The sequence below is a fragment of the Bacteroides sp. An51A genome (assembly GCF_002161565.1).
Taxonomy (GTDB): Bacteria; Bacteroidota; Bacteroidia; order Bacteroidales; family Bacteroidaceae; genus Phocaeicola; species Phocaeicola intestinalis.
The window spans coordinates 68,854-90,122 of record NZ_NFIC01000007.1 but is presented as its reverse complement, the minus strand read 5'-3'; the positions used below and the strand labels follow the sequence as shown (position 1 = coordinate 90,122).

16 protein-coding genes are annotated in these 21,269 nt (G+C 45.1%); 10 read left to right on the top strand and 6 right to left on the bottom strand.

Annotated features, from left to right (window positions below):
• Positions 1 to 12 precede the first annotated feature (12 nt).
• A complete protein-coding gene (locus tag B5G04_RS14305; protein ID WP_087212205.1) occupies positions 13 to 1,386 on the bottom strand; it encodes a C1 family peptidase in 1,374 nt (457 codons plus the stop codon).
• A 371-nt stretch (positions 1,387 to 1,757) separates the two neighbouring features.
• On the opposite strand from B5G04_RS14305, the gene B5G04_RS14300 reads away from it, so the two are divergent.
• From B5G04_RS14300 to B5G04_RS19930, 4 genes are read left to right on the top strand one after another with little or no spacing between them, the layout of a single operon-like run.
• Positions 1,758 to 6,272: a translocation/assembly module TamB gene (locus tag B5G04_RS14300; protein ID WP_087248886.1), complete on the top strand. Its 4,515-nt coding sequence runs from the start codon at positions 1,758 to 1,760 to the stop codon at positions 6,270 to 6,272.
• A 7-nt stretch (positions 6,273 to 6,279) separates the two neighbouring features.
• Positions 6,280 to 7,311, top strand: coding sequence for an agmatine deiminase family protein (locus B5G04_RS14295; protein WP_022039175.1), 1,032 nt, complete (start codon positions 6,280 to 6,282; stop codon positions 7,309 to 7,311).
• A gap of 43 nt (positions 7,312 to 7,354) precedes the next feature.
• Positions 7,355 to 8,242 carry a carbon-nitrogen hydrolase gene (locus B5G04_RS14290; RefSeq protein WP_022039174.1) on the top strand — a complete coding sequence of 296 codons (888 nt, stop codon included), beginning with the start codon at positions 7,355 to 7,357 and terminating at the stop codon, positions 8,240 to 8,242.
• 32 nt (positions 8,243 to 8,274) lie between these two features.
• Positions 8,275 to 8,499 (top strand): hypothetical protein, encoded by a 225-nt coding sequence (locus B5G04_RS19930; protein ID WP_158100109.1) that lies wholly within the window; start codon positions 8,275 to 8,277, stop codon positions 8,497 to 8,499.
• An 88-nt stretch (positions 8,500 to 8,587) separates the two neighbouring features.
• Here the strand turns inward: B5G04_RS19930 and B5G04_RS14285 are convergent, their stop codons facing one another.
• The 4 genes from B5G04_RS14285 to B5G04_RS14270 all read right to left on the bottom strand — a co-directional run bounded on the left by B5G04_RS14285 (position 8,588) and on the right by B5G04_RS14270 (position 13,486).
• On the bottom strand, positions 8,588 to 10,120 hold the full coding sequence (locus tag B5G04_RS14285) for an acyl-CoA carboxylase subunit beta (protein WP_022039172.1): 1,533 nt from the start codon (positions 10,118 to 10,120) through the stop codon (positions 8,588 to 8,590).
• Positions 10,121 to 10,136: 16 nt separating this feature from the next.
• Positions 10,137 to 10,652 (bottom strand): acetyl-CoA carboxylase biotin carboxyl carrier protein subunit, encoded by a 516-nt coding sequence (locus B5G04_RS14280; RefSeq protein ID WP_022039171.1) that lies wholly within the window; start codon positions 10,650 to 10,652, stop codon positions 10,137 to 10,139.
• A 13-nt stretch (positions 10,653 to 10,665) separates the two neighbouring features.
• On the bottom strand, positions 10,666 to 12,177 hold the full coding sequence (gene accC, locus B5G04_RS14275) for an acetyl-CoA carboxylase biotin carboxylase subunit (RefSeq protein WP_022039170.1): 1,512 nt from the start codon (positions 12,175 to 12,177) through the stop codon (positions 10,666 to 10,668).
• A 514-nt stretch (positions 12,178 to 12,691) separates the two neighbouring features.
• Positions 12,692 to 13,486 (bottom strand): DUF4738 domain-containing protein, encoded by a 795-nt coding sequence (locus tag B5G04_RS14270; protein WP_022039169.1) that lies wholly within the window; start codon positions 13,484 to 13,486, stop codon positions 12,692 to 12,694.
• 106 nt (positions 13,487 to 13,592) lie between these two features.
• Here B5G04_RS14270 and B5G04_RS14265 point away from each other — a divergent pair, with 106 nt between their 5' ends.
• Together B5G04_RS14265 and B5G04_RS14260 are read left to right on the top strand one after the other, a co-directional pair.
• On the top strand, positions 13,593 to 14,711 hold the full coding sequence (locus tag B5G04_RS14265) for an SPOR domain-containing protein (RefSeq protein WP_022039168.1): 1,119 nt from the start codon (positions 13,593 to 13,595) through the stop codon (positions 14,709 to 14,711).
• 13 nt (positions 14,712 to 14,724) lie between these two features.
• Positions 14,725 to 15,258 carry an FHA domain-containing protein gene (locus tag B5G04_RS14260; protein ID WP_022039167.1) on the top strand — a complete coding sequence of 178 codons (534 nt, stop codon included), beginning with the start codon at positions 14,725 to 14,727 and terminating at the stop codon, positions 15,256 to 15,258.
• 91 nt (positions 15,259 to 15,349) lie between these two features.
• On the opposite strand, the gene B5G04_RS14255 is transcribed toward B5G04_RS14260, so the two are convergent.
• Complete coding sequence (locus tag B5G04_RS14255) at positions 15,350 to 16,237, bottom strand: glucosaminidase domain-containing protein (RefSeq protein WP_087211712.1); 888 nt, start codon at positions 16,235 to 16,237, stop codon at positions 15,350 to 15,352.
• A 111-nt stretch (positions 16,238 to 16,348) separates the two neighbouring features.
• Here B5G04_RS14255 and B5G04_RS14250 point away from each other — a divergent pair, with 111 nt between their 5' ends.
• The 4 genes from B5G04_RS14250 (at position 16,349) to B5G04_RS14235 (ending at position 21,262) form a co-directional block, all read left to right on the top strand.
• Positions 16,349 to 16,825, top strand: a complete 477-nt coding sequence (locus B5G04_RS14250; RefSeq protein ID WP_087211715.1) for a cytidine deaminase — start codon at positions 16,349 to 16,351, stop codon at positions 16,823 to 16,825.
• 478 nt (positions 16,826 to 17,303) lie between these two features.
• Complete coding sequence (locus B5G04_RS14245) at positions 17,304 to 19,184, top strand: TonB-dependent receptor (protein WP_087397965.1); 1,881 nt, start codon at positions 17,304 to 17,306, stop codon at positions 19,182 to 19,184.
• A gap of 207 nt (positions 19,185 to 19,391) precedes the next feature.
• On the top strand, positions 19,392 to 20,366 hold the full coding sequence (locus tag B5G04_RS14240) for a DUF362 domain-containing protein (RefSeq protein WP_087248887.1): 975 nt from the start codon (positions 19,392 to 19,394) through the stop codon (positions 20,364 to 20,366).
• A 245-nt stretch (positions 20,367 to 20,611) separates the two neighbouring features.
• Positions 20,612 to 21,262, top strand: coding sequence for a hypothetical protein (locus tag B5G04_RS14235; protein ID WP_239414120.1), 651 nt, complete (start codon positions 20,612 to 20,614; stop codon positions 21,260 to 21,262).
• Positions 21,263 to 21,269 lie beyond the last annotated feature (7 nt).

Genomic DNA, 21,269 nt, shown 5'->3' with positions numbered 1-21,269 from the left:
AAGAATACAAAATCAGTATTCTTCGGCAAACATCGGGTCCCATGCCGGAAGAAGGACAGGCTTTTGTTTCAAGATGTCCAGTACACTTTCCGGCACGTATTTTTTTTCTACTACCAGCCGGAACATATATTCGTCAAACCATTCATCAGTCATGATAAGATGTCCGTGATAACCGGCTTCTGCGCCCCAACTGTTTTCGACCATCCATTTCTTCGGTTTGCCATTGGCATCGAGGTCTACCGCCATCAGGGTCATGGCGTGGCTTGAACCACTTGCAAAAGTCTGGATACGCTGTTTTTTATTCATTCCGAATGAGGTGCCCATCAAAGAAGCATAATCGTAATTGTTCAAGTCGAGTGTACCGCGCTTGCTGTCAAGAAATTTTGCCACATCACACGAGAAATACATCATCGTACTATCCTTAATCGAACGGACAGCCATTTCCTTGATGTCTTCTATCGGCAGATTCACATACGTCCAGTTACGCCCATCGTAAGTATGACGGTCGTAATCAATTTCATAACACTTGTAAAACTCGCGGCTCGGGTCATTCATCAACATTACATAATTACCCGTCAAGTCATTACCTAAAAAAGTTTGATAGAAAGAGAGTGGTGTATATTCCTTGGTTTCACCGTTCATTGTCCAGGTGAAACGTTCAACCGGTTCCCCGAAAGCCAAAGCCAACATCCGGTAAATGGTGCCCATCATCTCTTTTTTCTGTTCTTCCAGTGCAGTTTCCTTTGCTCCTTCCCCGGCAGCTTGACGCAACTGCAATCCGAACTCTTTCAGTTTAAGTCCCAGCAAGTCGGCTATCTGTCCGGTATGCTCGCTGCTATAAGTTTCCGGCATAACCGAAGCAGGTACTACACCATATTTTCCAATAATATCCGAAATGCCTGTAAACTGTCCTCCGTCGCTGATAGGATGCTTAAAAAGCCATTCTACCATTTTGTCTTCCATCGGTTTTTCACGGGTATCAATGATGCCTTGCAGGAAAAGGTTTGCTTTTTCCAGTTGGTCGTAGAAAAAACAATAATTTTGAGAAAATTCCATTTCGTCCAACCCATACTTCGCCATCATCTGTGCCCGAAGTACATTCAGTCCCGTAAACAGCCAACAACGCCCTGATTGTTGCTGGTCGGTAATGCCGTGCGAAACAACACGGTTGGAAAAATGCGTATCAAAATTTGCCAGATTCTCATGGTTCTTTGCCAATACTGAAATGCTGGTCCCTGCCATCGCATTGTAAATAGCCTTATCAGATGGCGTAGGCTTGTAGCTGTCTTTGATGTCTTTCAACAATTCAGGAGTAATCCCCCCTTGCTGTGCCTGTGCCGCAGCCAGCGCCATTGTCATAAGACAGAATGCAATACTTCTCTTCATGTTCGCTATATCTGTTAATTAGATGTAATATTTTTATAAAATCATCGATATATGGATGCAAATATAACAATTTTCTCATATTTCCCCATGCCTTTTCAACGCTTTTTCATTTCAGAGGCTTCAGGAAAAACAGTCGGCTAAAAGCTTCCTCAAACGAACATAAGTGACACGACTGACTTACTTATGTGAAAAGCCCAAGTTACTTATGTGAACCAACCCACCCACTTATGTTCATCAAAAAGCATGCTTGAGCCGTGTCTTTATTGCCCGAATGTGGCATTCATTTTTTAAAAATCTTGAAATAACAGAAGAAAATAAAGCTTACCTCAGCTGATATTTGTACTTTTGGTTAATTTTCTGAAAGCATATATATGAGAAAGGTAATCCACATAAAACATTTTGTCCGTTCTGTTATCATACTGATTTTGGTATGTTACTTCGGATTGATTGCCATATTCAACCTTTCTTTCGTCCAAAAACAAATATCAGACCTTGCTGCCGAAGAGCTAAGTAAGCTCATGAAGACCGAAGTGAGCATTGGCAATATCGATTTAGGGTTACTGAACCGGGTTATCATCCAAAATGTGACGTTAAAAGATCGGGAAAACGAGGAGCTGCTTAAAGTCTCACGTTTTTCGGCCAAAGTGGAAATATCATCTTTGTTGCATGGGAAAATCCGTATCAGCAGTGTGCAACTTTTCGGACTGAATGCACGATTGAACCGCAAAACACCTGACAGCCCTGCCAATTTCCAATTCGTACTTGATGCCTTTGCCTCGAAAGACACGGTAAAGAAAGAGAAAAACATTGACTTGCGCATCAACTCAATATTAATCCGGCGCGGACAAGTGTATTATGATGTGCTTTCCGAACCTGCCACTCCCAACCGTTTCAATGACAAACATATCGGTATCCAGAATTTTTCGGCCACTCTTGCATTGAAAGCTTTGACCAATGATTCGGTCAATGCACAAGTCCGGCGAATGAGTTTCAATGAAATCAGTGGGTTCAGGCTAAAGAAACTTGCCTTGAAATGTATTGCTACTCCACGCTACTTTACCATAAATGATTTGGAATTGCAATTGCCTGAAACCATTCTTTCCATTGACAGCCTGACCGCAGCGTACGACAGTGTACCCCACTTCCCTCATCTGACCAAGAATACCACCTATCAGATGCAGCTGAATGCCCGTATTACACCAGCCGACATATCCATGTTTGTACCGGCGTTCAGCCACTTTCACAGTCCCGTAGAGCTTCATCTGGCACTGGATGGAAAGGGAAATCATACCCGTTGTACCGATATCTTTGTAAGCGGAAACCATCAGACCTTATTGCTGAAAGCCCAAGGTATGATCAATCATTGGAACCGGAAGGAAGACCTTTATCTTTTCGGGCAAGTGTCTCATTTAGATGCCGATGCCCAAGGACTGTCATGGCTTTTCCACAACCTCTCGGACAAAGATTCCATACCCGGTATTGTAAAACATCTGGGAGACGTACATTTCAATGGAGATGTATCAGGCTACCTTCACCAGCTGACAACACATGGCACTGTCCTATCCGAAGCCGGCTCTGTGCGGGCTAACGTAACGATGCATAAACCGAAAGGTGCGTTGTATCATTCTTATTCAGGCAAAATAATCAGTGAGCAGTTAAATTTAGGTGCGTTACTCGGACAGGAAAAAACATTTGGCAATGCAGCTTTCGATATCGAACTGCAAGGATTCCGTTATCAGGACGGGAAACCGGAATCATACATCAAAGGCATTGTTTCGTCTTTGTCTTACAAACAATATGAATACCACAATATCTTACTCGACGGGCAATACACGCCCGGAGGATTTGATGGGAAAATATCAGTAAATGACCCGAACGGAAGTATCGAAATCGAAGGTCATGTCGCTACCCAGCAGGCTATTCCCGATTACAACCTGAAAGCCACCATCCGTCATTTCAACCCTAACAGGTTGAATCTTACAGATAAATATCAAAACACAGATTTCTCACTGAATCTCATGGCAGACTTTACAGGACATTCTGTCGATGACATGAAAGGAAGAATCAGCATTGACAGCCTGATAATGAAGGCACCCGAACCGGAAAAATGCTATACATTCGACCATTTCAGCATTCTGGCAGGAGCAGTTCCCAACAGTGGTGAGAAGCAAATTAAAATCCAGTCCTCTTTTTTAAAAGGAGAAATACAAGGGTATTATTCGTATCGCACGTTGCCTGTAAGTATCCTGAAGACAGTACAACATTACTTGCCTTCTTTACTGGCTGCCGACAAGCATCTTTCTGATACCAACAACAACTTTCGTTTCCATATACAGATAGACAATACAGAGCTTTTATCAAAAGTGTTTGATGTCCCTTTGCTACTATCCATGCCGGCTTCCCTGCAAGGATATTTTGACGACAGCCATACCCGCATCCAGGTACGGGCTTATGCACCCGAATTTACATACAAAGGTGCCTATTACGAATCTGGGACTTTTTTGTGCGACAATACGGAAGAAGGATTGCAATGTCAGCTCCGTACCAATAAACGGATGAAAAAAGGAGGAATGATAAACCTTGCTGTCAATGCGCTGGCCAAAGAAGACCAGTTAAAAGCAACCATTAACTGGGGGAATAATACAGTTAACACTTTTAGTGGACTGATAGATGCCGAGGCATATTTCGAGAAACCGGAATCAGGAGAAAAGCTAAGCACACGTATCAACATACAGCCCAGCCAAATCGTTTTGAATGATACCATTTGGAAAATACATCCTTCGGAAGTTGTCATCGACCAAGGCATCGTAGATGTACGTAATTTTTTGTTCGAACATCAAGACCAATACGTACGCGCCAACGGACGTATCGGTAAATCGGGAACAGACAGTTGCCTGGTCGACTTAAGTAACATCAATCTGCAATACATCATGGATATCATCCAGTTTCATGCAGTCAAATTCAACGGACTGATTACCGGTCGTGTACATCTTCATCACGTGCTGGACAATCCTGTCATGTACACACGACTGGACGTGAAAGGTTTTTCACTGAATGATGCTTTATTAGGCAGAGGCGACATCAAAGGTGAATGGGACAACGAATTAGGAGGCATACGCCTGTTGGCAGACATCCGTGAGAACGAACATTATTCAACTTTTGTTAATGGTTATATTTCGCCTAAAGAAAAAGGATTGGATTTACACATCAAGGCAGGAGGTACTAATCTGGCTTTTCTTCAGCCATTCATTGATGGTATTTTTACCAATATGCAAGGACGTGTATTCGGCAATGTCCGTCTGTTCGGTCCGTTCTCGGGACTGGATTTGGAAGGAAGTGCCCAGGCTGATGCCAGCATGAAAGTAGACATATTGAATACATCTTTCAAGTTACACGCCGACTCTGTGTGTATCCGTTCCGGACATTTCGGATTCGAAAACGTACAAATAGCGGATATGGAAGGCCATACCGGTCTGGTAAACGGAGCCCTCAACCATCAGAAGCTGAAACACTTGACTTATAATTTCCGATTCAATACCAACAACATGCTGGTATATCACACAGAAAAAGAAACCCCTGAATTTCCATTCTATGGAACTATCTACACCACGGGCGAGGTATTGTTACGAGGCGGAAACAATGCACTGAATGTAGACGGCACTTTACGTACTGACCCACGTACATCATTTACGTATGTTACTGCTACGGCGGCCGAGGCCACAAGCAAACAGTTTATCAAATTTGTAGACCGAACGCCACGACGCCAGCAGGAAAACATCCATACAGAAGTATACCATCCCCTTAACATACAGAAAGAAGAGGAAGAAGACGATACCCCTCTTGATATGCATTTAAATTTCCAAATAGAAGCCACTCCTGACGCAACGATGCGCATTATCATGGATCCTGTGGCGGGAGACAACATTTCCGCTAACGGCACGGGAAACCTGCGCATTAATTTTTATAACAAAGGCGATTTTCTGATATTCGGCAACTATAATATCGGAGAAGGTATATATAAAATGAGTATGCAGAATGTCATCCGCAAAGACTTTGTTTTACAGTCGGGAGGTACAGTCTCATTTAACGGCAACCCACGTCAAGCAAATCTGAATGTACAAGCTGTTTATACGGTCAATTCGGCTTCATTGAACGATCTTGTAGCAGACGCATCCTCCACCAAAGGAACTGTACGTGTAAACTGCCTTTTGAATTTAAGCGGTAACCTGACCAGCCCGACACTGAAGTTCGACCTTGATTTGCCCACCGTTAGCGATGAAGACCGCGAACTGGTACGTAGCCTGACCAGTACCGAAGAACAGATGAACACCCAGATTATCTATCTGTTGGGGGTCGGCAAATTTTACACATACGACTACAATAGTAATGCCAACCAATCGGATGCAACCAGTTCACTGGCATTCAGCACCTTGTCCGGTCAATTAAACAATATGCTCTCGCAAGTCATCGACAACCAGAACTGGAACGTAGGCACGAATCTAAGTACAGGAGAAAACGGCTGGAGTGACGTAGAAGCAGAAGCTATTCTTTCGGGAAGACTACTGAACAACAGACTCATTATCAATGGCAATTTCGGATACCGCGACAACGCCATGCAGAATACCAATTTTGTAGGTGACTTTGAGGCTATGTGGATATTGACCAGGAACGGCGAATTCCGCTTAAAGGGTTATAATGAGACCAATGACCGATACTTTACCAAATCTACACTGACAACGCAAGGCATCGGCCTAATGTATAAAAAAGACTTTGACAATTGGCGCGAACTGTTCGATTGGATATTGCTTCGCAGAAGAAAAGACAAGAAGTCTACAGACGAACAACCTGTCGCCCAACAAAAACGAAACAAAAAACAAACTAAATAATTCAGTTATGGGAAAGAATTTTTATCTACCAGCCGAATGGCATGCCCAAAGCTATATCCAGCTGACTTGGCCACATGCCGGAACAGACTGGAACTATATGCTTGAAGAAGTAGAATCGTGCTTCCTCCATTTGGCTCAGGAAATAGCAGCCCGGCAACCGTTGTTGCTCGTGGCTCCCGAATATCCGAAAATACTTGAGAATGTTGACTTCAGGCATAACATTCACTTTATCGCCTGCCCTACCAATGATACATGGGCACGCGACCACGGCTTCATCACAGTACTTCAACAAAATGCCTCCCCACTGTTACTCGACTTTTGTTTTAATGGTTGGGGAATGAAATTTGCCGCCTGTAAAGACAACCTGATTAATATGCATCTGCATGAAAGTGGTGTATTGAACGGGCATTACGTCAATTGCCGCAATTTCGTATTGGAAGGCGGTTCGATAGAAAGTGACGGAGAAGGTACATTGCTTACTACTTCCACTTGTCTGCTGGCTCCAAACCGGAATGATACTTTATGCCGCAATGAAATCGAACAATATTTGAAAGAACGATTCAACCTGTTCCAGGTATTGTGGTTAGATTATGGCTTCCTGGCTGGTGATGATACAGACAGCCATATCGATACGTTGGCACGTCTTTGTCCTGCTCATACCATTGTATATGTACAATGTACCGATGAAAAAGACGAACATTACGGTGCTCTGCACGCAATGGAAGAACAACTGAAGTCTTTCCGCACACTCAACGGAGACCCCTATCGTCTACTCCCAGTACCTCTGCCCGATGCCATTTACGATGCTGAAGGTGAAAGACTGCCTGCCACATATGCCAATTTTCTGATTATGAACGATGCTGTATTATATCCGACATACGCTCAGCCAGAAAAAGACAAAGAAGCTGCCAAAGTATTGAAATCGGCTTTTCCCGACCGGGAAATCATAGGAATAGACTGCCGGGCACTGATACAGCAACATGGTTCATTGCACTGTGTCACCATGCAATATCCCGAAAGCGTATGCCCTTCCTTGTAAAACAAGATTAAATTACTTCACCTTTTATATAATTAAGACAATTATGACAAGAATCATTCGCGTAGGTATCGTACAACAGGCTTGTTCGAACGATATCAAAGCCAATTTAGAAAAACTGCACGGCAACATTGCTTCCGTAGCACAAGCCGGAGCCAATCTGGTCGTATTGCAAGAATTACACAATACTCCCTACTTTTGCCAGACAGAAGATACAAGTTTGTTTGATTTAGCTGAACCTATACCCGGTCCTTCAACAGGCTTTTACAGTGAAATAGCTGCCGCTTACGGCATCGTCTTGGTTACGTCACTGTTCGAACGCCGTGCTCCCGGACTATATCATAACACTGCAGTCGTATTCGAAAAAGATGGGAATATTGCTGGAATCTACCGCAAGATGCACATACCCGATGACCCTGCCTATTATGAAAAGTTTTATTTCACTCCTGGTGATATCGGTTTTGAACCGATTGAAACATCTGTCGGGAAATTAGGTGTACAGGTTTGCTGGGATCAATGGTATCCGGAAGGTGCCCGGTTAATGGCACTGAAAGGAGCAGAACTGTTGATTTATCCCACAGCCATTGGTTGGGAAAGTACGGACACACATGAAGAACAATTACGTCAAATCGGTGCTTGGGTAACTGTTCAGCGGGGACATGCTGTTGCCAACGGGCTACCGGTCATTGCCGTAAACCGTGTAGGACTGGAACCCGATCCTTCAGGGCAAACCAATGGTATTCTGTTTTGGGGCAACAGTTTTGTTGCCGGCCCACAAGGCGAACTGCTGGCACAAGCAAGCAATACAAAAGAAGAAAATCTGGTTGTGGACATAGACATGAACCGGAGTGAAAACGTCCGTCGCTGGTGGCCGTTTTTAAGAGACCGGCGCATTGAAGAATTTGGTGATTTAACCCGTCGATTTATTGATTAGTTTCTTAGAAGCTGTTTTGAATTTATCGTGCGATGATTTGGGATGAGTTTTTGAGGCATTTCCGCTTCTGTGATGAGGAAGATAGCGGGCTATCTGACGAAGAACAGGAGCGAAAAGGACCAAAAAATCGCCCAAAGCACACACGAAAACGGATACATCAAGCCAAGAAAAACTTTTTGGAGAAATTCAAAACAGCTTCTTATATAGTAGGACAAAATTGGTTTGCGAAAATTCCTCAATGCATTGATTCAACATGACCAATGATGTTTCGCATTTCATTTTTGATTGACTATACATATTGTATCCAATTAGTTGGTTCTTAGGAACCAACTAATTGGCCATATTTTATAGAGGCATATTCCCGTGTTTTTTCGGGGGATTACTCTGACTCTTGTTTTGAGTCATCTCCAATGCTTGGATTAATTTAAAGCGCGTATCCTTAGGCAAAATGATTTCATCAATATACCCCTGCTCGGCAGCCCGGTACGGGTTCGAGAATTTCTCCTTGTATTCCTCGATGGCCTGCGCTTTTTCCTCGGGCGTAGCCTTGCGATAAAGAATGTTTACGGCTCCATCAGCTCCCATCACAGCAATTTCGGCTGTAGGATACGAGAAGTTTACATCGGCACCGATAGGCTTGCTATTCATTACAATGTAGGCACCGCCATATGCCTTGCGGGTGATGACTGTGATTTTAGGAACAGTAGCCTCGGCGTATGCATACACGATTTTAGCTCCGTGGCGGATGATACCGTTATGCTCCTGCGTACAACCCGGCAAGAAACCCGGTACATCTTCGAACGTCACGATAGGAATGTTGAAACAGTCGCAGAAACGGATAAAACGTGCAGCCTTGTCGGAAGCATCGATATCAAGCACGCCAGCTAAGTAGGCAGGCTGATTTGCTACGATACCCACCGAGCGTCCGCCCAGACGGGCGAAACCGATTACAATGTTCTTGGCAAAGTGGGGCATCACTTCAAAGAAATAATGGTCGTCTACTACCGGCTCAATAATATTTTTGATATCATAAGGCATGTTAGGATCATCCGGTATGACACTCATCAGTGACTCATCAGCACGACGGATGTCATCGGTGCAGGGCATACTCGGCGCATCTTCCATGTTATTGGAAGGTAAGAAACTCAGCAGTTCGCGGATACTCATCAAAGTTTCCTCTTCAGTATCACAAAGAAAATGAGTCACACCACTCTTGCTACTATGAGTGTAAGCTCCGCCTAACTCTTCCTTATCCACTTCCTCGTGGGTAACCGCTTTTACCACATCAGGACCGGTGATGAACATATGGCTTTTTTCCTTCACCATAAAGATAAAGTCGGTGAGTGCCGGTGAGTAACAAGCTCCTCCTGCGCAAGGACCTAAAATAGCTGAAATCTGTGGGATGACACCCGATGCAATCGTGTTCTGATAAAAGATAGAAGCGTAGCCTGAAATACTACCCACGCCTTCCTGGATGCGTGCACCACCCGAGTCATTTAACGCGATAACCGGTGCACCGTTTTTCAACGCCAGTTCTTGAACCTTAACGATTTTCTTAGCTCCAGTGGTGCTCAGTGTCCCACCATATACAGTAAAATCGTAGGCATACACGTACACTAACCGTCCGTCTATTTTGCCATACCCACATACGATGCCATCACCGGGAATATGCTTCTTGTCCATCCCGAAATCAGTACAATGATGAACCACCAATTTGTCCAATTCATTAAACGTTCCTTTGTCGAGCAACATGTCGATACGTTCACGGGCAGTCATATGACCGTTGGCGTGCTGCTTTTCCACGCGTTCCACGCCTCCACCTTGGGAAGCCAGTTTGTCAAGCTCCTCAAATTTTTTATATTGTTCTGCTGTAGTCATTTGTCTTATTGTTTGGTTATTCTTCGTTTATCACGTCCAGCGTCATGATTATCTGGTTGCTGTTAACTGAGTCACCTTCGTTCACCAGAATTTCCTTCACCACGCACGGACTATTCACTTTATAGTTGCTTTGCATCTTCATGGCCTCAATCACCGCCACGATGTCACCAGCCTCCAAACGGTCACCTACCTGGACAGGTATCTTCACCACTTTACCCGGCATAGGTGAGACAATCTTATCTTGCTGTTTCTCGTCGGCTCCTTTGCGCATACGCAGGTACTTGGCCTGAGAGTCAATGATGTCAACATTGTATGACTGGTAATGCGCGTTTACCGTATAACTCTTGCCTCCTTCTTTACGGATGAGCTCGGCATTATACGATTTGCCATTATGCAATATGGAACAACTACCGTTTTCTGCCATCACAATGTCCACGTCGTAAGGCACACCATCAATCGTAAGCTGCACCTTGTTTCCTTCCTTGCTGACTAACGAAACGTCAGCAACTCTTTCTCCGATATGTATTTCCATGTGTATTGAATCCTTAAATCCGTAATACTCCTTTCTTCAAACCAAATTCACGCCAGCGGCTAATAGGACGGTTATCAGTGGCTCCCGATTTGTTTTCTTCCAAGTTCATCAGGTAATCGATGTAAGCGGCAATCATGGCAATATTCTCCGTCTCTTCTTCTTTCTGTCCTGCCCACTCGCGCAACATTTCCTGATGCTTGGGAATAAAGAGGGTGTCGTAATGACCTTCTACAAAGTCGGGTACATGCATGATGTGGCGCAAGTAAGAGATGTTGGTTTTCAGTCCTGTAATCTTATACTCGTAAAGCACACGACGCATACGTTCGATGGCAAACTGGCGGGTAGTGGCCCACACGATAAGTTTACCAATCATCGGGTCGTAATAAATAGGAATTTCATAGCCATCGTATACGTAACTATCAATACGCACCCCAATGCCATTGGGTTCTGTCAATTGACGGATGATGCCCGGCGAAGGCATAAAATTATTTTCTGTATCTTCAGCACAGATTCGGCACTCAATAGCATGACCACGCTGTTTTAAGTCTTCCTGCTTATAGTGAAGCGGTTCGCCATTGGCCACACGGATCTGGTCTTTTACCAAATCAACGCCCACTACTTCTTCAGTAATAGGATGTTCTACCTGCAAACGGGTATTCATTTCCAGGAAATAGAAATTGCGATGTTTGTCAACGAGAAATTCGATGGTACCGGCACCTTTATAATGAACTGCTTTTGCAGCTGCGACAGCCGCTTCACCCATCTTCTGACGAAGTTCAGGTGTGACGAAAGGAGATGGAGTCTCTTCCACAATTTTTTGATTACGCCGCTGGATAGAACACTCACGTTCGAAGAGATGAACGGCATTGCCATAGTTGTCTCCTAAAATTTGAAATTCGATGTGATGTGGTTCTTCCACGAATTTCTCAAGATACACGGTGTCATCACCAAAAGAGGACATCGATTCTGAACGGGCGGTGTTGTAGGCCTCTTCCACTTCATCTTCGCTATGTATGAGTCGCATACCTTTGCCTCCACCACCCATCGACGCCTTCAGCATCACAGGATAACCGATACGGTTACAGATTTCCTTAGCTTCCTCTACGCTCTGCAACGGTTGCTCCGTACCTGGAACTACAGGTACTCCTGCCGCAATCATGTGCTTACGTGCAGAAATCTTATCGCCCATAGCATCCATCGTTTCCGGATCGGGACCAATGAAGATGATGCCTTCTTCGCGGCAGCGGCGTGCAAACTCCGAATTTTCGGACAAGAAGCCATACCCTGGATGAATAGCATCTACGCCATGGTGTTTGGCTGCCCAAATAATCTTATCGATGTTTAAATAACTTTCGCGTGAAGCGGCTGGTCCTATCAGGCAGGCTTCATCTGCATAAAATACGTGGCGTGCAGTCCTGTCGGCCTCCGAAAAAACAGCCACAGTACGAATGCCCATCTCCCGACAGGAGCGCATCACCCGCACGGCTATTTCGCCACGGTTAGCGATCAATACTTTGTGTATCATGCCTTATTCTTTTATTGTTACATTTTTCAATAAGTTAAGCCATTTTAGTATATGACTTAAGCAAAAGGCTTCTCTTTTCGCACAAGAAACCCAAAACTGTGCAAAAGTAACAAAAAAAACGAATACATTCTTATTTCTGTGTTTTTTTTTAGGCTGTATGCCCTATTTATATTCAATACTCCGGTATAATTCTAAAATCAAAACATTATAACCGGCTAAAGCAGGTTCAACAATACCAGATTAAAAGAATCATTGAAATATTGTCAAGGGTGAGAAACTGTTTTGAATTTATCGTGTGCTGATTGGGGATGATTTCTTGCAGAGGCGCAAAATCTTGCATCTCTACTATGAGGAAGATAGCAGGCTATCTGACGAAGAGCAGCAGCGGAAAGAACCCAAAAATCGCCCCAAGCACACACGAAAACGAATGCATCAAGCCAAGAAAAACTTTCTGAGGAAATTCAAAACAGTTTCTGCGATCTGTAAAAGAGCCTAACCATCTGAGAGATAAAAGCTATTCTTTCAATTTAAAGGATATATTGTTTTGCCTGTCGATCAAAATAGTCACATAATAACACGACAATTCATCGGGCATACTGACTGTAGCCTGATAATGATATCCGTCAGAATCAACCCCCATAAAACTCATGTCGGAAAGAATGGCCATTTTTAAGAAATCGGCAGGTATGATATTTTCAAACATCTCTTTATTAATATCTTTGGCATACAACCTTTGTTTGCCCTGAAACACACAAATATGAATAATGTTATCAAAATACACATTATCAACAATCATCCCTTCTTCCGTTACTACCGGATGATATACTTTTTTACTGGAAGGATTGATATAGGCATATCCTCTATAGCGGTTCCCTTGATAAAAGAATACTGAATCTTTTTCGATAACTTCCTTTTGTACCGGTTCAATAACCGTCTGATAACCAAATGGTATTGTATCAGTATCTGATTTATGAAGAGTAATCAAATCACCCTGCGACGTATAGAATTGAAATACATGTGGCTCAAGCTTGGTAATACGATAAGTCACCCTTTCAGAACTATGCGCAATAAGCGTATCTCCTGAAATACTGAAACGAAACGGAGTATTAACCTGGCTAGCAAGATAGATACTGTCACCAGCTATTTTCAACATCGGCAACTCTGTGTTCTCGTCTACCCAGATACCTTGTAATTGCTGTTTAGCAAGTTGGTTGCGTTCGTTTTGGGCCTGTCCATCCTGTTTGTTTCTGTTCTCTGCACAGGCTGTAACTAAAAACGCGAAAAGTGCTGCCAATAATACTTTTCTCATTTTCTTATGCTGTGTTTTCTTGGTTTTTATTTCATTTCTTGCCACAAATGTATAACAAATTACTCAAGTCACATAAAATAACAGAAAAAAATCTTATATTTGCAGTATGATTGAATTAGCTAAACATATTGAAGTATTGCTGTTAGAGAACGATTGTGTCATCGTTCCAGGCTTGGGAGGCTTTATAGCTCATTACCGTTCTTCTATATATAATAAGGAGATGCGGGAATTTTATCCACCGGTACGTACCATTGGGTTTAACCCGAAGTTAGTGATGAATGATGGGTTACTGGTGCAATCTTATATGCAGACCTATAATACTGATTTCCCGGATGCCAGCCGGAAAATCGAGAATGTGGTAAATGCATTGAAAGAAAAACTGTATCAAGAAGGCAGTGTATCCTTGGGACAGGTGGGAAGTTTGTATTACAACATGAATGGTGTTTATGAATTCGAGCCGGCAGAAAATGGATTTTTCACTCCTTCCCTTTATGGATTGGAAACTTTTACATTTCAAAAACTGGCTTTCAGCACTTCATTAAATGTAAAAAAGGAAAGAGAAGAACGGTTGCCCCGACTATCTGCCAACAAGACGAACCCAACATCTTGGCATTGGACACGTAGCATAGCGGTCGTCGCAGCTACGATCTTGTTGTTTTTCTTGTGTTCTGTTCCTGTAAAGAATACCTACATTGACGAGGCGAATTATGCATCATTGGGTTCGGAGGGTCTGTTTGCTGCAATCCGGAATCAATCTGCAGCATCAAGTGTCATCTCTCCTATTCGGCAAAAAACTTCTGAACAAAATTCAAATCAACAGAAAAACGAAAAGAAACAATTAAAAAATAATGTCAATACCTTAAAGCCGGTTACCATAAAGACCGAAAAGGTAGAAGCACGTATTGAGAAAAAAGTTTCAGCGAAAAAAAATGACCGGACCGTAAAAGAGAAAGCTCAGCAGACTACCCCAAAAACAATTTCCACCAAAAAACATGGGGGCAACAACCACATTATCGTGGCAAGCCTTACCAATGCAGCTGATGCAGAGAAAGTGGTTAACGGTTTGAAACAAAAAGGATATGCAGATGCCCAGGTGATTGTGTCGCAAAACCATTATCGTGTTTCATTAGTTAACTATGCAAATAAGGCCGATGCCTATCAGAAAATAAAAGAGTTGAAGAAACAACCAGACTTTGCTTCAGCATGGATATTCATTTCCAAATAAAGCCCTAAAGAATATGAAAAGAGTAAGATGTCCTAAGTGTGACAATTATATACAATTTGATGAGACCAAATACAGCGAAGGGCAGTCGTTGGTATTTGTGTGCGATCAATGCAAGAAACAGTTTGCCATCCGTATCGGAAAAACCAAGTTAAATGCAGGAACACGCCGGGAAGAAGTCATTGACGAAAGAGAAGGATTGAAAGATTGGGGAAACGTTGTAGCAATTGAAAATGTATTTGGCTACAAACAAGTAATCCCGTTACACGAAGGTGACAATCTCATCGGACGCCGGTCGAAAGGTACAGAAGTAGATATTCCCATTGAAACCAATGACCCAAGCATGGACCGTCGGCATTGTATTCTAAATGTGAAGCGAGACAAGCAAGGACAAATAGTGTATACCTTACGCGACAATAACAGCATTACCGGCACTTTTGTCATGAATGACTTGTTAGGCCCCAAGGATCGTGTCCGGTTGGAAGACGGAGCCATTTTTACCTTAGGAGCTACTTCCTTGATTTTACGAGCAGCTGAGAACAAAGAATGATATGAATGTCCGCCATTCCCCCTTGAAAACGAAAATAGACTTCATTTCGCACATCATTATTCCGGATATTTGCGGACATTCCCCACACTTTTTACCTTAACCAGATAATATCTCCCACGTTTGGAGCAGGAGCATCTTCTTTCATCCCGTTCAATTGGTAAAGATTCTTCAATTTGATGCCGAACATCTGCGAGATTGTGTACATCGAGTCTCCTTGCTTCACGGCATAAGAGATGTGATCCTGGGTGGCTTTCTTGCGTTTTTCTTCCAGATAGACAATTTCGCCTCCACGGAACGTGTAGTCCTTGGGCAACTCGTTGTACTTGCGTACATTCTTCTTTTTCAGATCAAATTCTTTGGCTATGCTCTTGAACGTATCGCCCGGACGGGCTATCACGTAAAGCAATTCATTCGCCAGATAAGGCTGGTGCGGGTTAGGAAACTCTTCTGCCCATTTCAATCCCCCTTTGCGGTCGTACTTGTCAAGGTCGTAGGTCTCGATGATGTTTATCAGGCGATTGGCATAATTGGGGTCAGTAGCATAACCCGCTTTTTTCAACCCCTTTGCCCACCCTTTGTAATCGGTTATCTTGAGTCGGAAAAGAAAAGCATAACGGGCACCCGAACGCAAAAACTTGGAATGGTCACGATACGAATCCTTTACGTGTTTGTAAGCACGGAAACATTCATTAGGTGCATCGTCGGTATAACGCACCGAACGTCCGTCCCATGAGCCACCGCACTTGATACCGAAATGGTTATTCGACTTCCGGGCAAGCTGACTCCTGCCCGCCCCCGACTCCAGCAGACCCTGCGCCAGCGTAATGCTTGCCGGGATACGATAATGCTTCATTTCGTCCACCGCTATGCTTCGGTATTTCTTGATATATTCCTCGTATGCCTTGTTCCGTTGTGCCGAAGCCGTGCTTGCAGCAAGCAACAAGACCACCATAACCAACCAATACGTTAAGTTTTTCATTTCCTTTTTATGTTTATCCAAAGGCAAAGATAAGTGTTCGCACGAATAAAAGCAACACAAGATAGGAAATCTCCTTTTTTTTCTGTTTATTTGTACAAAAATACAAAGCTTATGAGAAATTTCCGTATCGAAATCCCCGTATGCGCCTGCTCGTACGATGAGCTAAGCGAAGCAGACCGCCAACTGATAGATGCTGCCAAAGAAGCTACCTCCCAAAGCTATGCTCCCTATTCGCATTTTGCCGTAGGGGCCGCAGCATTACTCGAAGACGGCACAGTCGTCACTGGTTCCAACCAAGAAAATGCTGCTTATCCCTCGGGTACTTGTGCCGAACGCACTACCCTGTTCTATGCCAACTCGCACTATCCCGATCAAGGGGTAAAGGCACTTGCCATAGCTGCCCGAAATACTCAAGGATTCCTCGACTCGCCCATTCCTCCCTGTGGGGCATGCCGACAGGTATTGCTCGAAACCGAACGACGCTACAGCCTCCCGATACGCATTTTGCTGTATGGTGTACGCGAGACTTATTGCCTGCAAGGCGTCAAAAGCCTGCTCCCTCTCTCTTTTGGCGCAGAATTTCTGTAAGCCCGGTCATATTTCCTTTTTAATGAATAATGCGAATCAGGAGTTAAACGTAGTTATGTTTCACAGGAGTTATCACTTCGTTCAGAAGTTATACTTCACGCGGTATTTATTTTGTGCATTTTGTATATGCCACGTAGTAGAGACGATGTGCACATCGTCTCTACAGAAGCGGCGCAAAAAGGTATTGGCATCTAACTCCCAGCCCGCCCTGCGGGCGATAACTGCCTATAACTCCCTTTTAACTCCTGATTGGCATGAATATCCGCATTTTGTCTCTACATGGGATGTTTGCGGATATTCAATCCCCAGATTTCTTCGTTCATGATAAGTCCACCATAGTATTATATATCATGCGAATTACATACAAGCAGACACAAGCGTAATCCGGGTTGCAAAATCCGTAATATGTATAAAAAAGATACATTTTTCTGTTTTATCTTTGCACATCGACAACAACAACCATTCAAACGAAACAAAGATGAAACAGAAACTGATTTTACCCATCTTGGCTTACAGCCTGCTTCCGACGGCTCTTAATGCCACAGAACTTACAGACTCATTGAAGATGCGGCACAACTATATACTGGAAGAAACGGTAGTGACCGGCACACGCAACGCGACGGATATCCGCCACCTTCCCATGACCATTTCGATAGTAAACCGCGCCCAATTGGAAAACCGTTACCAGCCTTCCGTGCTTCCGGCACTGACCGAGCAAGTTCCGGGGCTTTTCGTTACCAGCCGGGGCGTAATGGGATATGGCGTATCTACCGGTGCAGCCGGAGGCATCAGCCTGCGCGGCATGTCGGGAAGCGCACAGATGCTGGTGCTCATCGACGGGCATCCGCAATACATGGGACTTTTCGGGCATCCTATTTCCGATGCCTACCAGACCATGCTTGCCGAGCGGGTGGAAGTGTTGCGCGGACCGGCATCGGTGCTTTACGGTTCCAATGCCATGGGGGGAGTCATCAACATCGTCACACGGAAAATGCAGGAAGACGGCGTGAAGACGGACATCAATTTAGGAGGCGGCTCGTATGGGACAGCACAGGCAGAAGCGACCAACCGCGTGAAGAAAGGACGGTTCAGCAGCACCGTATCGGCATCGTATATCCGCACCGACGGACACCGCCCCGACATGGCGTTCGAGCAATATGGAGGCTATGCCAAATTAGCATACGACTTTAACCCGAACTGGAAGCTATGGGGAGATGTCAACGTGACCCACTTCAACGCTTCCAATCCCGGAGAGGTTTCCGACCGGCTTTTCGACAACGACTCGCGGATTACAAGAGGAATGGTTTCGGCTATGCTGGAGAACCGGTACGAACGGACTTCGGGCGCACTGAGCTTCTTCTACAACTGGGGAAGACACAAGATAAACGACGGATACCATGCCGGCGAAGAGCCGCAAACCTCCCTCTTCCACTCGAAAGACCTGATGATGGGCGTGTCGTGGTATCAGAGCGCCGAGCTTTATACGGGCAACCGCCTGACCTTGGGCTTCGACTACCAACACTTCGGCGGAGAATCGTGGAACGAAGCCATAGCCGACGGAGCACGCACACCGGGCGTAGACAAGAAGCAAGACGAGTTTGCCGGTTACGTCGATTTCCGTCAGGACATCGGAACATGGCTCTCGCTCAACGTAGGATTACGTGTCGACCACCACTCACACGTAGGCACCGAACTGGTTCCACAAGGCGGGCTTGCCTTCCACCTGCCCAAGAACGCCGAACTGAAAGCCATGGTGAGCAAAGGTTTCCGCAACCCTACCATCCGCGAAATGTATATGTTCCCGCCACAGAATCCCGACCTGAAGCCGGAACGGATGATGAACTACGAGCTTTCGTACACCCAGCACCTTTTAGACGGTGCCCTGAGCTACGGCGTAAACCTCTATTACATCAACGGAGACAACCTGATTATGACGACTCCTGTAGACGGTCGCCCCCACAACGTCAACTCGGGCGAAATCGAGAACTGGGGAGCGGAAGGGAACATTACCTACCGCATCAACCGTCAATGGAACGTAAACGCCAACTACAGCTGGGTGCACATGGAACATCCGGTCATCTCGGCTCCGGAGCACAAGCTGTATGCCGGCGCCGACTTCCGGCAAGGAAGCTGGGGCGTGTCGACCGGCATCCAGTACATCAAAGGGCTATATACCTCCGTCAGCCCTGCCAGTACCGAGGACTTCGTGCTTTGGAACCTGCGTGCCAGCTACCGCCTGTGCCCGTATGCCTCGCTCTTTGTGCGCGGCGAGAACCTCTTGGCACAACGCTACGAAATCATGGCTGGCTATCCCATGCCGAAAGCCACATTCTTGGGAGGAATCCATATCCATTTCTAATCCCATATAAATGTCCGGATTATGCCAGATATATCACTTTCCAAACGAATATATACTTCGAAAGCAGTTTCAGTATATATGAAACTGCCTTCGAAGATAACTGCATCGGCAAAGGCAGTATATATTCGTTTTCGAATACCATTACATGGGTCAATTACAGGCATTATATGACGAAAGAATTCTATTTACCCTAAAATAAAACAAAACATGAAAAAGACATTTCAAACTTTAATCTGCGCGGCATTCACACTGGCAAGCACCGTCGGATGCGGACATGCGCAATCCTCGGAAAACAAGGCTGCCGAGAGCAGCGAGAACCTTCCGAAAGTGTATTTCTACAAAGAAATCAATTCAGAGAACTTGGTCAAAATCTACGAAGCCTTAGGGCGTGAAGCCAAGGGGAAAGTGGCGGTAAAGCTCAGCACCGGCGAACCGGGCGGACACAACTTCCTTCAGCCCGCATTGATAAAAGACCTGGTGCAGAAAGTGAACGGCACTATCGTAGAATGTAATACCGCCTACGGAGGCAAGCGCGGAGATACCCAGAGCCACCTGCAAGCGGCTAAAGACCACGGCTTCACCGCCATCGCCCCAGTGGACATCATGGATGCCGAAGGCGAAACGGAATTGCCGGTTACAGGCGGCAAGCACCTGAAATCGGATATCGTAGGGAAAAATTTCCTGAACTATGACTTTACCGTTGTACTCTCCCACTTCAAAGGACATGCCATGGGAGGATTCGGGGGTGCCATCAAGAACATCTCCATCGGCATCGCCTCGTCGAACGGGAAACGGAACATCCACTCCGCAGGTGCCAGCACGACCAGCTGGGGCAATCCGGAACAAGATGACTTTCTGGAATCCATGGCAGAAGCCGCCAAGGCGGTTATCGACCATTGCGGAGAAAACATTCTCTACATCAGCGTGGCCAACAACCTCTCGGTGGATTGCGATTGCGACTCCTCTCCTGCCGATCCTCAAATGGGCGACATCGGCATCCTTGCCTCGCTCGACCCCGTCGCATTGGACAAAGCTTGCACCGACCTGGTCCGCTCTTCGAAAGACCACGGGAAAATCCACCTGATAGAACGCATCGACTCGCGCCACGGCATGCACACCCTCGACTATGCCGAACAATTAGGCATCGGAAGCCAGAAATATGAATTGGTAGAGCTGGACTAATCCGATACTTTCCAGAATAGCATAAACTCATTGGCCGGTGAAGATAGCTGTATAGGAACGCGGCTATCTCATCGGCTCAAGCTACACTTCTCCTCAAAGCCTGGAAAACATTCCACAAAAGGATGTTTTACGTTATATGAATTCCGCATTTATTTTACGTTAATCTCCGTTAATCTCCGTTTCTGTCTTTCTCCTACTGGCAGATTATCTGTATCTTTGAACTGATAAATAAAAAAGGAGTGATTATGATGAAGCGAAGTTGGTTTGTTTTTATAACGGTTATCTGCTTATCTGCCACGGCAAAAGCGCAAACCGAACAACAACCTGACATACAGGCTAAGCAGGACGTACGTGCCCTACCCGACTCATTGCAAGCCGACACGTTAAGCGTAGCTTTGCAATCGCCCGTGAGCTTTTCTTCGCCGTTCCGCCCTTTCAGCATGTATGGCATCACGCCTTTCGACTACAATTACGCCACATGGGAGCTGCATAAAGGATTCAATGCTTCCATCGGACTGAATGTCACATTCAGCCCCAGCCGGTATGCCCCATCGGGAGTAGGCTTCGGACAAGATTTTGCCTTTATGTATGCCGTACCGGTCACCGACCGGTTGAGCGTAGCAGGCGGACTGTATGCTACTAATATGGACTGGGGATTCCTACGCTATCGCAACGTAGGTATAGCCGGAGTAGCTGCCTACCGGCTCACCGACAAAATCAGCATCTATGCATACGGCAACAAATCGTTCATGCCCAACCGTATGCCTTACTGGTATCCCCTACCCAACTATACGCCCGACCGCATTGGTGGAATGATTAACTTCAAACTGGGCGAAAGCAGTTCGTTCAGTATCGGCATCGAAGGCCGGAAAAATGATTACCCGTGGTGGTATTAAACCAGGA

Excerpts from the sequence above, each read along its gene's own strand:
- B5G04_RS14305 (WP_087212205.1), bottom strand. The coding sequence starts at position 1,386 with ATGAAGAGAAGTATTGCATTCTGTCTTATGACAATGGCGCTGGCTGCG.
- B5G04_RS14300 (WP_087248886.1), top strand. The coding sequence starts at position 1,758 with ATGAGAAAGGTAATCCACATAAAACATTTTGTCCGTTCTGTTATCATA.
- B5G04_RS14295 (WP_022039175.1), top strand. The coding sequence starts at position 6,280 with ATGGGAAAGAATTTTTATCTACCAGCCGAATGGCATGCCCAAAGCTAT.
- B5G04_RS14290 (WP_022039174.1), top strand. The coding sequence starts at position 7,355 with ATGACAAGAATCATTCGCGTAGGTATCGTACAACAGGCTTGTTCGAAC.
- B5G04_RS19930 (WP_158100109.1), top strand. The coding sequence starts at position 8,275 with ATGATTTGGGATGAGTTTTTGAGGCATTTCCGCTTCTGTGATGAGGAA.
- B5G04_RS14285 (WP_022039172.1), bottom strand. The coding sequence starts at position 10,120 with ATGACTACAGCAGAACAATATAAAAAATTTGAGGAGCTTGACAAACTG.
- B5G04_RS14280 (WP_022039171.1), bottom strand. The coding sequence starts at position 10,652 with ATGGAAATACATATCGGAGAAAGAGTTGCTGACGTTTCGTTAGTCAGC.
- accC (WP_022039170.1), bottom strand. The coding sequence starts at position 12,177 with ATGATACACAAAGTATTGATCGCTAACCGTGGCGAAATAGCCGTGCGG.
- B5G04_RS14270 (WP_022039169.1), bottom strand. The coding sequence starts at position 13,486 with ATGAGAAAAGTATTATTGGCAGCACTTTTCGCGTTTTTAGTTACAGCC.
- B5G04_RS14265 (WP_022039168.1), top strand. The coding sequence starts at position 13,593 with ATGATTGAATTAGCTAAACATATTGAAGTATTGCTGTTAGAGAACGAT.
- B5G04_RS14260 (WP_022039167.1), top strand. The coding sequence starts at position 14,725 with ATGAAAAGAGTAAGATGTCCTAAGTGTGACAATTATATACAATTTGAT.
- B5G04_RS14255 (WP_087211712.1), bottom strand. The coding sequence starts at position 16,237 with ATGAAAAACTTAACGTATTGGTTGGTTATGGTGGTCTTGTTGCTTGCT.
- B5G04_RS14250 (WP_087211715.1), top strand. The coding sequence starts at position 16,349 with ATGAGAAATTTCCGTATCGAAATCCCCGTATGCGCCTGCTCGTACGAT.
- B5G04_RS14245 (WP_087397965.1), top strand. The coding sequence starts at position 17,304 with ATGAAACAGAAACTGATTTTACCCATCTTGGCTTACAGCCTGCTTCCG.
- B5G04_RS14240 (WP_087248887.1), top strand. The coding sequence starts at position 19,392 with ATGAAAAAGACATTTCAAACTTTAATCTGCGCGGCATTCACACTGGCA.
- B5G04_RS14235 (WP_239414120.1), top strand. The coding sequence starts at position 20,612 with ATGATGAAGCGAAGTTGGTTTGTTTTTATAACGGTTATCTGCTTATCT.